Source organism: Mesobacterium hydrothermale, assembly GCF_035818635.1.
GTDB classification, from domain to species: Bacteria; Pseudomonadota; Alphaproteobacteria; order Rhodobacterales; family Rhodobacteraceae; genus Mesobacterium_A; species Mesobacterium_A hydrothermale.
The window spans coordinates 18,819-32,674 of the sequence record NZ_JAYLLH010000035.1 but is presented as its reverse complement, the minus strand read 5'-3'; the positions used below and the strand labels follow the sequence as shown (position 1 = coordinate 32,674).

14 protein-coding genes are annotated in these 13,856 nt (G+C 65.6%); 7 read left to right on the top strand and 7 right to left on the bottom strand.

Annotated features, from left to right (window positions below; translation table 11 throughout):
- Positions 1 to 126: 126 nt before the first annotated feature.
- Positions 127 to 1,314 carry a phosphoglycerate kinase gene (locus VK792_RS17320; protein WP_326299128.1) on the bottom strand — a complete coding sequence of 396 codons (1,188 nt, stop codon included), beginning with the start codon at positions 1,312 to 1,314 and terminating at the stop codon, positions 127 to 129.
- A gap of 168 nt (positions 1,315 to 1,482) precedes the next feature.
- On the opposite strand from VK792_RS17320, the gene VK792_RS17315 reads away from it, so the two are divergent.
- The 3 genes from VK792_RS17315 to VK792_RS17305 all read left to right on the top strand — a co-directional run bounded on the left by VK792_RS17315 (position 1,483) and on the right by VK792_RS17305 (position 3,735).
- Entirely contained in the window at positions 1,483 to 1,989 is a 507-nt protein-coding gene (locus VK792_RS17315; RefSeq protein ID WP_326299127.1) for a peptidylprolyl isomerase, read from the top strand.
- The gene (locus VK792_RS17310) at positions 1,982 to 2,539 is read left to right on the top strand and encodes a peptidylprolyl isomerase (RefSeq protein WP_326299126.1); all 558 of its coding nucleotides are present in this window, start codon (positions 1,982 to 1,984) and stop codon (positions 2,537 to 2,539) included. Before VK792_RS17315 ends, VK792_RS17310 begins: the two co-directional genes overlap by 8 nt.
- 227 nt (positions 2,540 to 2,766) lie before the next feature.
- Entirely contained in the window at positions 2,767 to 3,735 is a 969-nt protein-coding gene (locus tag VK792_RS17305; RefSeq protein WP_326299125.1) for a DUF3179 domain-containing protein, read from the top strand.
- On the opposite strand, the gene VK792_RS17300 is transcribed toward VK792_RS17305, so the two are convergent.
- The gene (locus tag VK792_RS17300) at positions 3,732 to 4,559 is read right to left on the bottom strand and encodes a GNAT family N-acetyltransferase (protein WP_326299124.1); all 828 of its coding nucleotides are present in this window, start codon (positions 4,557 to 4,559) and stop codon (positions 3,732 to 3,734) included. The two genes, VK792_RS17305 and VK792_RS17300, sit on opposite strands and share 4 nt — an antisense overlap.
- A 67-nt stretch (positions 4,560 to 4,626) precedes the next feature.
- Entirely contained in the window at positions 4,627 to 5,880 is a 1,254-nt protein-coding gene (gene tyrS, locus VK792_RS17295; RefSeq protein WP_326299123.1) for a tyrosine--tRNA ligase, read from the bottom strand.
- Positions 5,881 to 5,941: 61 nt separating this feature from the next.
- On the opposite strand from tyrS, the gene VK792_RS17290 reads away from it, so the two are divergent.
- Positions 5,942 to 7,036 carry an anhydro-N-acetylmuramic acid kinase gene (locus VK792_RS17290; RefSeq protein WP_326299122.1) on the top strand — a complete coding sequence of 365 codons (1,095 nt, stop codon included), beginning with the start codon at positions 5,942 to 5,944 and terminating at the stop codon, positions 7,034 to 7,036.
- 154 nt (positions 7,037 to 7,190) lie between these two features.
- Here the strand turns inward: VK792_RS17290 and VK792_RS17285 are convergent, their stop codons facing one another.
- Complete coding sequence (locus VK792_RS17285) at positions 7,191 to 8,144, bottom strand: radical SAM protein (RefSeq protein ID WP_326299129.1); 954 nt, start codon at positions 8,142 to 8,144, stop codon at positions 7,191 to 7,193.
- Between the two features lie 230 nt (positions 8,145 to 8,374).
- On the opposite strand from VK792_RS17285, the gene zwf reads away from it, so the two are divergent.
- From zwf to pgi, 3 genes are read left to right on the top strand one after another with little or no spacing between them, the layout of a single operon-like run.
- A complete protein-coding gene (gene zwf, locus VK792_RS17280) occupies positions 8,375 to 9,829 on the top strand; it encodes a glucose-6-phosphate dehydrogenase (protein ID WP_326299121.1) in 1,455 nt (484 codons plus the stop codon).
- Positions 9,826 to 10,503, top strand: a complete 678-nt coding sequence (pgl, locus tag VK792_RS17275; RefSeq protein ID WP_326299120.1) for a 6-phosphogluconolactonase — start codon at positions 9,826 to 9,828, stop codon at positions 10,501 to 10,503. Before zwf ends, pgl begins: the two co-directional genes overlap by 4 nt.
- A gap of 4 nt (positions 10,504 to 10,507) precedes the next feature.
- The gene (gene pgi, locus VK792_RS17270) at positions 10,508 to 12,088 is read left to right on the top strand and encodes a glucose-6-phosphate isomerase (RefSeq protein WP_326299119.1); all 1,581 of its coding nucleotides are present in this window, start codon (positions 10,508 to 10,510) and stop codon (positions 12,086 to 12,088) included.
- A 28-nt stretch (positions 12,089 to 12,116) separates the two neighbouring features.
- Here the strand turns inward: pgi and VK792_RS17265 are convergent, their stop codons facing one another.
- From VK792_RS17265 to VK792_RS17255, 3 genes are read right to left on the bottom strand one after another with little or no spacing between them, the layout of a single operon-like run.
- A complete protein-coding gene (locus VK792_RS17265; protein WP_326299118.1) occupies positions 12,117 to 12,539 on the bottom strand; it encodes a cupin domain-containing protein in 423 nt (140 codons plus the stop codon).
- Positions 12,536 to 13,207, bottom strand: coding sequence for a haloacid dehalogenase type II (locus VK792_RS17260; protein ID WP_326299117.1), 672 nt, complete (start codon positions 13,205 to 13,207; stop codon positions 12,536 to 12,538). Before VK792_RS17260 ends, VK792_RS17265 begins: the two co-directional genes overlap by 4 nt.
- A gap of 46 nt (positions 13,208 to 13,253) precedes the next feature.
- Positions 13,254 to 13,766, bottom strand: a complete 513-nt coding sequence (locus VK792_RS17255) for a GNAT family N-acetyltransferase (protein WP_326299116.1) — start codon at positions 13,764 to 13,766, stop codon at positions 13,254 to 13,256.
- Positions 13,767 to 13,856 lie beyond the last annotated feature (90 nt).

The window sequence follows — 13,856 nt, the reverse complement described above, 5'->3', positions numbered from 1 at the left end:
GGGGGGCCCCCCCCGGGGGGGGGGGGGTGGGGGGGGGGGGGGGGGCGGGGGGGCCCCCCCCCCCCGGACCCCCCGAGGTATTTGGAAAACCAAAGACGCAGGATCGGTTTTCCGGTTGGCCGCCGGTCAGCCGAGCGCGGCGACGCCGGGCAGTTCCTTGCCTTCCATCCATTCCAGGAAGGCCCCGCCGGCGGTCGAGATATAGGTGAAGCTGTCGGCGGCGCCGGCCTGGTTCAGCGCGGCCACGGTGTCGCCGCCGCCCGCGACCGAGACCAGCTTGCCTTCGGCCGAGAGCTTCGCGGCATGGGCCGCGGCGGCGTTGGTGGCGGTGTTGAAGGGCTCGATCTCGAACGCGCCGAGCGGGCCGTTCCAGATCAGCGTGCTGGCGTTGTCGAGCGCCGAGATCACGTTGGCCACGGTGCCGGGGCCCGCGTCGAGGATCATCGCGTCGGGCGGGCAGCTGTCGGAGGCGACGGTTTCATTGGCGGCATTGGCCTTGAATTCGCGTGCCACGACGACGTCGGTCGGCAACAGGATTTCACACCCCGCGGCATTGGCTTTTTCGAGGATCTCGGAGGCGGTGCCGGTCATGTCGTGTTCGCACAGCGATTTGCCCACGTCGATCCCTTGCGCGGCCAGGAAGGTGTTGGCCATGCCGCCGCCGATGATCAGCGTGTCGACCTTTTCCACCAGGTTGCCCAGCAGTTCCAGCTTGGTCGACACCTTGGCGCCGCCAACCACGGCGGCCACCGGGCGTTTGGGGGTGCCAAGCGCGGATTCGAGCGCTGACAGTTCCGCCTGCATCAGGCGACCGGCGCAAGACGGCATCTTGTGCGCCAGGCCTTCGGTCGAGGCATGGGCCCGATGCGCGGCGGAAAATGCATCGTTGCAATAGATGTCGCCAAGCTTGGCCATCTCTTCGACCAGCGCCGGGTCGTTCTTTTCCTCGCCGGCGTGGAAGCGGGTATTTTCCAGCAGCACCACGTCGCCGGGCTGGGCCGCGGCGATGGCGGCGGCAGCGGCGTCACCGATGCAGTCGGCGGCGAAGATCACGGTGCAGCCAAAGGCGGATTCGAGATCGCCGACCAGTTGGCCCAGGCTCATTTCCGGGACGACCTTGCCCTTGGGGCGGCCGAAATGCGCCAGCAAGATCGGGGTGGCGCCGGCATCCAGCATGTCCTTGATGGTGGGCAGAAGCCGGGTGATCCGGGTTGCGTCGGTCACCTTGCCGTCCTCGACGGGCACGTTGATGTCGACCCGGGTCAGCACCCGCTTACCCGCCAGATCCATATCGTCGAGGGTCTTCCACGCCATGTTGTTCCTCCTCAGTCATACATGCGTCTTTGAATTTGTGAATGTGATGGCGGGGGAATGCCGATCCGTCAATGCGCCGTATTGGCATCCCCCATTGGAATCCGCCTTTGCAGGGGCTAAGTCTGCGCTAGGGAAAGACCCAGGCAAACACAAGCAAGGAGGCCCGAGATGGCCGAGATCAAGGACCCCGAGAACACCATCCTGATGGAATTGAAGGGCGGCACCGTTACCATCGAACTGCTGCCCGATGTGGCACCGAAACATGTCGAACGGATGAAGGAACTGGCGCGCGCCGGGGCCTATGACAACGTCTGTTTCCACCGCGTGATCGACGGGTTCATGGCGCAGACCGGCGACGTCGCCAATGGCAACATGGAAAAGGATTTCAACCTGCGCCGCGCCGGCACGGGCGGGTCCGATCTGCCGGATCTGCCGGCAGAATTTTCCAAGCTGCCGCATGACCGTGGCACGCTGGGGGCGGCCCGGTCGATGAACCCGAATTCGGCCAATTCGCAATTTTTCATCAATTTCAACGACAACCATTTCCTGAACGGGCAATACACCGTCTACGGCCGGGTCGCGTCGGGGATGGAACATGTCGATGCGATCACCCGTGGCGAACCGCCTGCGGACCCCGACCGGATGATCAGCGTGAAGGTGGCTGCGGATGCGTAAGCTGGCACTGATCGCGGCGCTGCTGGCGGGTCCCGCCGGCGCGACCGGGCTGGAGATCACCGTGGCGGGCGAAGGCGCCAACGGGGTGATCACGATCGATCTGCTGGATGAGGTCGCGCCGAATCACGTGGCGCAGATCGTAGCACTGGCCGAGGAGGGTGCCTATGACGACGTGGTGTTCCACCGCGTGATCGACGGGTTCATGGCGCAGACCGGCGACGTGGCCTTCGGCAAGATGGGCGACCCGGAGTTCTCGATGAAGATGGCAGGGCGCGGCGGGTCGTCGCGGCCCGACCTGAAGGCGGAATTTTCCGATGTTCCCTATGCCCGCGGCACCGTCGGCATGGCGCGGTCGCAGGATCCCGACAGCGCCAATTCGCAGTTCTTCATCATGTTCGCGCCGGGCGATTTCCTGAACGGGCAGTATACCGTGGTCGGGCAGGTGACCGGCGGCATGGACGTGGTCGATGCGATCAAGCGGGGCCAGGGCCGGAATGGCGAGGTCTTTGGCGAACCCGACCGGATGGTGAGCGTCAAGGTCATCGAATGACGTGGGCCGCCGCCGGGAGTGCCGGTGGCGGTTTCGGACATCGTGCACCGCTTGCGCGGCGCGCAGGTCAGGTCCGGTTCCGCCTTTGGCGAAACCGGACCGGCTTGGGAGGGGCCAGCCCCTCCCTGGCGCTACGCGCCATTCCCACCCCGAGGTATTTGTGAAGCCAAAGACACATGGGACGGTGTTTGTGGTATCCTGGTGCCATTGGACCGGGGAGAGCGACGATGGGGCGGGTGTGGCTGGCGGTTTTCTGGGTGCTTTGCCTGTCCGGTGCGGTGGTCGCGGGGCCGGAGTACTGGCGGCACGAATGGCCGCGGACGGATTTTTCGCGCACCACGGTGGACAGTTGGGTCGAGATCGTGTCCGGCGGACCGGCGAAGGACGGGATCCCGGCGCTGAGCGCCCCGGGTTTTCTGCCGGTGGCGCGAGAGAGCCGGATTGGCGGGCGCGAGCCGGTGATTGCGCTGGAACTGGCGGGTGCGCAGGCGCGGGCCTATCCTTTGCGCTACCTGACCTGGCATGAGATCGTGAACGATGTGGTGGCCGACTTGCCGGTGGCGGTCACGTTTTGTCCCTTGTGCAATTCGGCCGTGGTGTTTGACCGGCGGGTCGGGGAGCGGGTGCTGGAGTTCGGTGTCAGCGGCAAGCTGCGCAACTCTGACATGATCATGTATGACCGGCAGACCGAAAGCTGGTGGCAGCAGGCCGTGGGCCTTGGCATCGTGGGCGAGATGACGGGTGTTGACCTGGCGATGCTGCCCGCCTGGGTCGAAAGCTGGGAGGCGTTCAGAGCGCGCAATCCCGACGGGCTGGTGATGGATGAACCGGCGTGGACGCGGCCCTATGGCCGCAACCCTTATGTCGGGTATGACAGCGCGTCACGGCCTTTCCTGTATGGCGGGGACGTGCCGCCGCATGGCATTGCGCCTCTGGCCCGGGTGGTGCGAGTCGGCGACCGGGCCTGGCCGTTGACGCGATTGGCCGCGGCCGGAGAGATCGCCGAGGACGGCTTGCACCTGACCTGGCGTTCGGGGGCGGCCTCGGCCCTGGACAGCGCCGCGATCGGACAGGGGCGTGAGGTGGGCGATATCCGGGTGTTCGACCAAGACGGCCGCGACGTGGTGCATGACGTGATGTTTGCGTTTGCGTTCCACGCGTTCTGGCCCGATGGGCGGTGGATGCTGGGGGACTAGGCGCGCGCGGACCGCCAGCGCGACATGCCTGCCCATGTGCCGCCAAGGCACGTGTCGCGTGCGCCCATACCAAGTTTGAAACGGGTCAGTCCCGCTGGTTGGCCCGCATCCGTCGTGCCAAGGTCAAGCGCCAGGGTCCCGGCGGCCCGCAGGTCGTTCAGCGCGGTCCAAAGCAGGCGGCGATGGGCGTTCAGTTGGCGGCCCGGGCTGGTTGTGACAGCGGTTTGATAGGTTGCACCGGTGCCATGGCGCAGGATCAGAATTGCGGCGATGACTTCGCCGAGGTGGTGGGCGCTGTAGACCGTGGCCTTGCCCGGGTTGGCCTGTGCATAGGCCAGCAGAAGCGCGGCAGGCAGCGCCCGGTAGCGGCGCTGGCGCTGTTGCAGGCGATCAACGGACAACAGCCAACGGTCCCGCGGCAGATCTGTCCGACACACCGCGACCGGCGCGTCTTGTGCCCGGGCCAGGGCGGTGCGCCAGCTTTGCGTCAAAGCAGTCCGTTGCGCAGGTTCTGGCAGCACCGGCAAGATCGCCAGAGTTGCGGGGCGCCGCAGTCGCCGGAACCCGGCCCCGCGCAGGGGGGCGGTGTCGGCGTCGTCGGGGTTGAGCAGAAGGGGTGCGCCCTGTCGAAGCGCCGTCAGTTCCGCCTGTGAAAGCGCGGGCAAGCGAGAGATCAAGCGCACCGTGCCCAGCAACGGAAGCCGGCGGGAATGTTCCAGAATGCGCGACCCATTAGAAAGGATGTGCCAGCGGTGTGCCACGCCCAGCAGTGTCAGGGCGCGGGCGTATTCGGGCGATTGCATCAGGGGCAGGGCGCGCGTCATGGCGCACATCCCTGCACGAGAACGCTTGCAAGATGGTTAACGACGCCCCGGCAGGGGCGCCGACAGGTCAGTTGGCCAGTTTGACCAGCGCGTGGCGCTTCTTGCCTGCCGACAGCTTGATCGGCGAGGACAGCGCGCCCGCATCCAGCATCAGCCCGGCGTCGGTCAGCGGCGCATCGTCGATCCGGGCGCCGTTTTCGGCGATCAGGCGCTTGGCATCCTTGCCGGACTTGGCCAGCCCGGATTTGACCAGCACCTGTACGATCGACAGGCCGTCGCCAAGATCGGCCGCGGTCAGTTCCAGCGTTGGCAGGTCGTCGCCCACGCCGCCCTTTTCGAACACCTCGCGGGCGGTGGCCTCGGCGGCGGCCGCGGCCTCGGCCCCGTGGCACAGCGCCGTGACCTCGTTGGCCAGCACGATCTTGGCCTGGTTGATCTCGGACCCTTCGAGCGCGCCAAGGCGAGCACATTCGTCCAGCGGCAGTTCGGTATAGAGTTTCAGGAACCGGCCCACGTCGGCATCGGTGGTGTTGCGCCAGAACTGCCAGAATTCATAAGGCGCGCGCATGTCGGCATTCAGCCAGACCGCACCATCCTGCGACTTGCCCATCTTCTTGCCGTCCGAGGTGGTCAGCAAGGGCGAGGTGAGGCCAAAGATTTCGTTGTCCAGAACGCGGCGCGTCAGGTCGATGCCGTTGACGATATTGCCCCATTGGTCCGACCCGCCCATCTGCAACAGGCAGCCGTAGCGGCGGTTCAACTCGAGGAAGTCATAGGCCTGCAGGATCATGTAGTTGAATTCGAGGAAACTGAGGCTTTGTTCCCGGTCCAGTCGCGATTTCACCGATTCAAACGACAGCATCCGGTTGACGCTGAAATGCCGCCCGATGTCGCGCAGAAAATCGAGATAGTTCAGCGTGTCCAGCCATTCGGCGTTGTTCAGCATCAGCGCGCCGGTCGGGCTGTCGTCATAGCTGACGTATTTCGCGAACACCTGTTTGATGCCCGCGATGTTGTCGTCGATCTGGGCGGGCGTCAGCAGCGGGCGTTCATCGGCGCGGAACGACGGATCGCCCACCTTGGTGGTGCCGCCGCCCATCAGGGTGATCGGCTTGTGCCCGGTCTTTTGCAGCCAGCGCAGCATCATGATCTGGATCAGAGAGCCCACGTGCAGCGATTTCGCCGTCGCGTCAAAGCCGATATAGCCCGGCACCACCCCTTTGGTCAGCGCCTCGTCAAGGCCCTGGTAATCGGTGCAATCGGCCAGAAAGCCGCGTTCCATCATGACATGCATGAAGTCCGATTTGGGATGGTAGGTCATGGGTCTTCCCTCTTAATATGCGCGGGCAGCTATAGAGGCTGTCGGTGCAGAGGAAAAGACCATGTTGCGGGCGGAACCGGTTTGGGCGCTGGGGGCAATGTCGGGCACGTCGCTTGATGGGGTCGATGCAGCTATGCTGTTGACCGATGGCGAACGGCTTGTGGATTTCGGTGTCAGCGATTACCGCCCCTATACGGCTGCCGAACAGGCGGTGCTGCGCGCGGCGCTTGGCAAATGGCCAGGCGACGATCTGGACGCCGCGCTTGATGTGGTGCAGCGTGCCCATGCGGAGGTGCTGGGCCGGTTCGACGGTGCCGATCTGGTGGGCTTTCACGGCCAGACGCTCGCCCATGATCCCAAGGGGCGCGGCACTCACCAGTTGGGCGATGGCGCCGCGCTGGCGCAGGCGCTTGGCGTACCGGTTGTGTGGGATTTCCGTACCAACGACGTGACGCTGGGCGGCGAAGGCGCGCCGCTGGCGCCGTTCTTCCATTTTGCCTGCGCCCGGTGGATCGGGGCGACGGACCCGGTGGCGTTCCTGAACCTGGGTGGGGTCGGCAACCTGACCTGGGTCGATCCGCAAAGGGCCAGACCAGAAGAAGAGGGCGCATTGTTGGCCTTCGACACCGGCCCGGCGAATGCACCGATCAACGACCTGATGATGCAGCGTTTCGGCGAAGCGATGGACGAAGGCGGGCGGCTGGCGGCGCAGGGCGACGTGGTCGATGGTGCACTGGAGCTGTTCCTGGAAGACGGCTATTTCCTGAAAGTGCCCCCCAAGTCGCTGGACCGGGATGATTTTTCCCTGATGCTGGACCTTGTGCGCGAACTCGACGACGCCGATGCCGCCGCCACCATGACAGCCATGGCGGCGGCGGCGGTGATGCAGGGGATGGCGTTTTGCCCGCGCCCGCCGGTCCGCGTCCTGGTCACCGGCGGCGGGCGGCACAACCCGGTGATGATGGCAATGCTGCAGGCCGGGCTGGACTGCCCGGTGCAGCCGGTCGAAACCGTCGGGCTGAATGGCGACATGCTGGAAGCGCAGGCCTTTGCTTTCCTTGCCGTGCGCGTGGCGCGTGGCTTGCCCACCTCGTGCCCCGGCACGACAGGGGTACGCGCCGCTGTCGGCGGTGGCGAGATCAGCCGCCCCGAGTAACCCGCTTCCCGGTCACTGACCCGCGCGCAACCGGCTTGTGTCAGACGCCCGCACAGCATCCGGGATCTCGGCTGCCCCGTGCTTCTTCTGGCCCGAAATATCCCGGGGGGTGCGGGGGGCTGGCCCCCCGCGTCGGCCGCCGGACGCGGATGCGTCAGGCGGAACAGCTCGCCCCGCCCAGCACGCAGAACTTCGCGCAATGAGGATGGTTCAGCGCCACGTCGCGTTCCGCCTCTGCCAGGGTGGTGCCCAGTTCGAACTGCGGATCATAGGGCAACAGCGTACAGGCCAGCACCGCGGGCCGGTCCGCGCCTTTGCGCTTCACCACCATCCGGGAACTGGCGCACATCACCATGTCGGGCGACTTGCCAAGGATACCCCAGCAAGCGGTGGTGATTTCGGGCACATCGATGCTCGTGTCCATTTCGGGAAACAACACACAGGCACCGGGGTTCATCGCGTCAATCTCAAAGCCTTCGGCCGCAAACAGCCGGGCATAGGCGGCGCGGGCCTCGGCCTCGCCTTCGCCCCAGATGGTCCGCCCGGCGACGGCCATCGAAATCCCCGCGTCGCGCAGCCATCGCATGCCCGCAAGCGTCTTGTCGAATCCGCCGCGGCCGCGTTCGGCGTCGTGATGTTCGGCGCTCCAATGATCCAGCGACACGCGCAGCACCAGCCGGTCGCCAAACCGCGCCTGCAGATCGACCAGCCCCGCCATCACCCGGGGCCGCATCATCGGGCGCATCGCGTTGGTCAGCACCAGTGCGCGGTAGCCGCGGGCCAGCGCGGTTTCCAGCATGGCGATGATCTGGGGGTTCATGAACGGCTCGCCGCCGGTAAAGCCGATCTCGGCCACACCCCAGTTGCGCGCCTGAAGCTGGTCGAGGTACTCTGACACCTCCTCCAGCGTCAGATAGACCAGCGCGTCGTTGACGGGCGAACTGTCGATATAGCAATTCGCGCAGGTGATGTTGCACAGTGTCCCGGTGTTGAACCACAGCGTTTGCGGATCTGACAGCGGCACTGTCGCGCGCGCGCTGCCATCGGCGGTTACGAAGGGATCAAGGAATTTCCCGGCATTTGCAGTGGTTTCCAGCTGATCCTTCATTGCGTCCCCGTCGGTCATGGCGTGTCGGGACCAGTGCTATCGTGCCTGCTGCCGCCTGACCAGATGTGACAAGTTTGCGCTGACACCATTGTGAACCTGTTGCAGGGTGTTAGACTTTCAGAAGAAGCTGCGGTAAACGGTGATCGTTAGCGCTAACGCCGCGACAGAATCCCTCGGCGTGAAGGCGCGCAACACCCTGTTTCGAAACACATAAATCGGAGCCAATCCCCATGGTCTCTCGTGTCATTCCCGTCGATCCGTTCGATCTTGTCATCTTCGGCGCCACCGGCGATCTTGCCCGGCGCAAGATCTTGCCGGGGCTGTTTCGCCGGTTTTGTGCCGGACAAATCCCGCCCGATGCCCGGATCGTGGGCGCCGCCCGGTCCGAGATCGACACCGCCGCGTTCCACCAGTTGGTGCGCGAGGCGATCGACGAATTCGGCGGCAAAACGCCCTGCGGGGATGCCGGGCTGGAAGGCTTCCTGGCCCGGCTGGCCTATGTGCCGATCGACGCCAAGGGCACCAGCGGCTGGTCGGAACTGTGCAGCCTATTGCGCCCCGATATGGTGCGGGCCTTCTATTTCTCGGTCGGGCCGTCGCTGTTCGGCGCGATCGCCGAACGTCTGCACAGCAATGGGCTGGCGACGGACGACAGCCGGATCGTTGTTGAAAAACCCTTTGGTCACGACCTCGCCACTGCCAAGGCGTTGAATGCCACGCTGGCGCAGCATTTCCGCGAAGATCAGATCTACCGGATCGACCATTACCTCGGCAAGGAAACGGTGCAGAACCTGATGGCGGTCCGCTTTGGCAATATGCTGTTCGAGCCGCTTTGGAACGCCCAGTACATCGACCATGTGCAGATCACCGTTGCCGAAACCGTGGGAGTCGGCGGGCGCGGCGCCTATTACGATACCTCGGGCGCGATGCGGGACATGGTGCAGAACCACCTGATGCAGTTGCTGTGCCTGATCGCGATGGAGCCGCCGGCGAAATTCGATCCCGACGCGGTGCGCGACGAAAAGCTCAAGGTGATCCGGGCGCTCGACCCGGTGGATTTCCACCATATCGTCCGCGGCCAGTATGGGCCGACCGACAGCCAGCCGGGCTATCGCGAGCACGTGGAAAACCCGCGCTCGACCACCGAAAGCTTTGTGGCGCTGAAATGCCATATCTCGAACTGGCGGTGGGCCAATACGCCGTTCTACCTGCGCACGGGCAAGCGGCTCAAGGCGCGGTCGTCGGAAATCGCGGTGGTGTTCAAGGATACGCCGCATTCGATCTTCGGCGAAGAGGCCGGGCGGCACCGCAACGTGCTGTCGATCCTGCTGCAGCCGAACGAAGGCATCACCCTGCAGGTGACGATCAAGGAACCGGGGCCGGGTGGCATGCGGCTGGTCGATGTGCCGCTCGACATGACCTTTGCCGAGGCGCTGGGGCCGGATGGCGAGGACGTGCCGGACGCCTATGAACGGTTGATCATGGATGTGATCCGGGGCAACCAGACCCTGTTCATGCGCGGCGACGAGGTCGAGGCCGCCTGGGCCTGGACCGACCCGATCATCGCCGGCTGGGAACGCCGGGGCGAAGTGCCCGAACCCTATGACAGCGGCAGCACCGGGCCGGAAGAGGCGCTGATGCTGATGCACCGCGACGGGCGCAAATGGCGGGAGATCCGGGTATGACCTATGAGATGCAGGACTATGCCGACCGGGAAATGCTGGCAATCAACCTTGCCAACCGCATTGCCGGCGACCTGAAGGCGGCGCTGAACCACCAGTACCGCGCGCTTCTGGTGGTGCCAGGGGGCACGACGCCGGGACCGATCTTTGATTCGCTCTGCGCCGCCGACCTGGACTGGGCGCGGGTCGACGTGATGCTGGGCGACGAACGCTGGCTGCCCGAGGACAGCCCCCGGTCGAACACCCGGTTGCTGCGCGAACGCCTGCTGGTGGACCGCGCCCGCGCCGCGCGTCTGCTGCCCCTTTTCATTCCCGCGGACCAGCCCGAAGACGTGCTCGCGGAACTGGAATCGCAGATCGTGCCGCAACTTCCGATCGCGGTTTTGTTGCTGGGAATGGGCGCGGACATGCACACGGCCTCTCTGTTTCCCGGGGCTGACAATTTGTCCCGGGCGCTGGCCGAAGATGCACCAGTGCTGATGGCGATGCGGGCGCCGTCGGCGCCAGAGCCGCGCATCACCCTGACCGCGCCGGTGCTGGATGCGGCATTGAAGAAACACGTCGTCATCTTTGGACAGGAAAAGCGCGATGCGCTTGAGGCTTCGCGCGGCCTGCCCGTAGAACAGGCACCGATAAGGGCCGTTCTGGACGGCGCAACAGTGCATTGGGCGGAGTGAAGTCATGTTTGAAGAATTGAAGAAACTTGCCGGTAACGTTTCGAACCGGTCAATGCTGGATTTGTTTGAAGACCCGGCGCGGGCAGCCGAGTTTTCGCTGTCGGCCTGCGACATGCTGTTCGACTATTCCAAGACGCAACTGGATGACACCATTCGCGCCGCGCTGCTGAAACTGGCCGCGGACCGCGGGGTCGAGGCCCGGCGCGACGCCATGTTCTCGGGTGCGAAGATCAACGAAACCGAAGGCCGCGCGGTGCTGCACACTGCGCTTCGCAACCTGTCGGGCGCGGTGGTGACGGTGGACGGCCAGGACGTAATGCCCGAGGTGCTGGATACGCTGGCCCGGATGGAAAAGCTGGCCGCAGAATTGCGCGCCAGCGACGTGACCGACGTGGTCAACATCGGCATTGGTGGCTCTGACCTTGGCCCGGTGATGGCCTATCTGGCGCTGGCGCCCTATGCCGACGGGCCGCGCTGCCATTTCGTGTCGAACGTCGATGGTGCCGACATCCACGACAAGCTGGCGCAGTGCGATCCGGCGAAGACCGTGTTCATCATCGCGTCGAAAACCTTTACCACCATCGAAACCATGACCAACGCCCGCACTGCGCGCGACTGGCTGGCGGCGCACGAGCAGGGGACCGAGGGGCGGTTCATCGCGCTGTCGTCGAACCTTGCCGGGGCAGCGGAATGGGGCATCCCGGCTGAGCGTGTTTTTGGCTTCGAAGACTGGGTCGGCGGGCGCTATTCCGTCTGGGGGCCGATTGGCCTGTCGGTGATGATCGCCATAGGGCCAGAGGATTTCCGCGCCTTCCTTGAGGGCGGGCAGGAGATGGACGCGCATTTCCGCACAGCGCCGCTGGCGCAAAACATGCCGGTGCTGCTGGCGCTGGTCGGGCTTTGGCACAACCAGGGCATGGGCCATGCCACCCGCGCCGTGCTGCCCTATGACAACCGCCTGTCGCGGCTGCCCGCCTATCTTCAGCAGCTGGAAATGGAAAGCAACGGCAAGGGCGTCAGCATGGACGGCGCCGATCTGCCCTATCACAGCGGCCCGGTGGTCTGGGGCGAGCCCGGCACCAACGGCCAGCACGCGTTTTACCAGCTGATCCACCAGGGAACGCGGGTCATCCCCTGCGAATTCCTTGTCGCGGCGCAGGGGCATGAAGCCGACTTGGCGCATCATCACCAGTTGCTGGTGGCCAATTGCCTTGCCCAATCCGAAGCGCTGCTGCGCGGCCGGTCGCTGGACGAAGCGCGCGCCAAGGTGGCGGGCAAGTTCGACGGCGACGAGCTGGAGCGTCAGGCCCGCCACCGGGTGTTCCCGGGCAACCGTCCGTCCACCACGCTGATCTATCCAAAGCTGACGCCGAAGATGCTGGGCCGGATCATCGCGCTGTACGAACACCGGGTGTTCGTCGAAGGGGTGATCCTTGGCATCAATTCCTATGACCAATGGGGGGTGGAACTGGGCAAGGAACTGGCCACAGCGCTGGGGCCGCTGGTGACCGGAGAGGCCAGCGCCGACGGCAAGGACGGCTCGACCGCGCAGCTTGTGGGGTATGTCCGCGCCATCGCGGGCTGACCCCCGGAAGTTGTTGTAAGGCGTGGACTCAGCCGGGGGGAATATCGAACCCCGGCTGGGCCAGGTCGAACCCGTCGAACCGGAACCCGGGGCTGACGGTGCACCCCACCAGCGTCCAGCCGCCCGTGCTGCGCGCGGCCTGCCAGTGCTGTTCCGGCACGATCAGTTGCGGGCGCTGCCCGGCGGCCAGATCGGGGCCAAGCAGCAGGTCGCGGCGTGGCCCGGCGTCGGTTTCGGCCATCGACAGGATCAGCGGGCTGCCGGCATAGAAATGCCAGATCTCGGTGGCATCGACCCGGTGCCAATGGCTGCTTTCGCCGGCTTTCAGCAGGAAATAGATGCAGGTGCCCGTGGGCCGGCCCGCGTTTTCTGCCACCCATGTCTGGGTGTAATGCCCGCCCTCTGGGTGGGGCATCAATCCCAGTGTCGCGATGATCTGATCCGCTGTCATGTCAGCCTCTGGGCCAGGGCGATGAAATCGGGGGCGACGATGTCCCAGTCGTCTGCTGGCGTCAGATCGGTTGTCTGGCCCGGCCCGTGTTCGGTTGCGCGCGTCACGAAAGCGGTGCGCAGCCCGACCGCGCGCGCCGCGACCAGGTCGTCATTGTGCGCCGCGACCATCATCACCGCCGACGGGTGCAGCCGCAACGCCGCGCAAGAGGCCAGGTAGACCTCTGGCTTGGGCTTGTAGTCCCGCGCGATCTCGGCCCCGAGGATGCAGTCCCAGGGCAGGCGCGCATGGCGTGCCAGCCGGGTCATCAGCACGATCGACCCGTTGGAACAGGGCGCAAGGATATGGCGCTGCCTGAGCGCGGTCAGCCCGGGGACCACGTCGGGCCAAGGGTCCAGCCGTTCCCACGCCGCGTTCAGCGTATCGGGGGCCGTCACCCCGAACCGTTCGGCCACCCGGTGCAGGTTTTCTAGATGCAGATCGTCCAGCGCGACATAGCCGCGCCCGCCCGCCCGGATCCGTTCCATCGCGGGCTGGTATTCGCCCCGCCACGCATCGGCGAAGGCCAGCGCATCGACGCCGGGCAGAGCCTGCGCCACCGCGCGCGCGACCGAGCTGCGCCAGTCCACGCAGGTGCCGAAAACATCGAAGATCAGGGCCTGTGTCATGGCGCCAGACTGGCACCGCGTCGCCGCGCGCGCAAGCGCCGCCGCGTCAACCCAGCCCCATTTCGAAAAACCGCAGCAGCCCCTCTGCCTCTGGCGGCACGTCCTGATAGGGGCCGCGCAGCCTGAACCCCAGCGACAGGTACAGCGCCGTGGCAGTGGTCAGCACCTTGCCCGTATCCATCAGGATGCGGGCATACCCCTGATCGCGGATATCCCCGATCAGCCGCTGCATCAGTGCGCGCCCGGCCCCAAGGCCACGCCCGTCGGGCGCGATATAGACGCGCTTGATTTCCGCCGTGTTGGGACACAGGCGGTGATACATGCCGCAGCCAACCGGCGCATCATCTTGCAACACAAGGAAAAGACCGCCGTTGGGGGCGGAATGTTCCGCCTCCAGCCGGTTCATCAAGCGCGTGTATTTCTCAAAAGGATAAGCCAGTTGTGCGACCCGGACGCTTTCGGCCTCCAGCCCAAGCAGGAAATCGCGATACTCCCAGCACAACCGGCGCGCGGCGTCCCAGTCGGCGGTGGTGCGCGGTGCGCGGATCGTCAGCGGCATGGCGTGCCTCCCTGTCCGTCATGAAGCCACGGACGCGCGCCGCGCACAACGCAAAAGGCCCCGCCACAACGGGCGGGGCCTTGGTCGGGT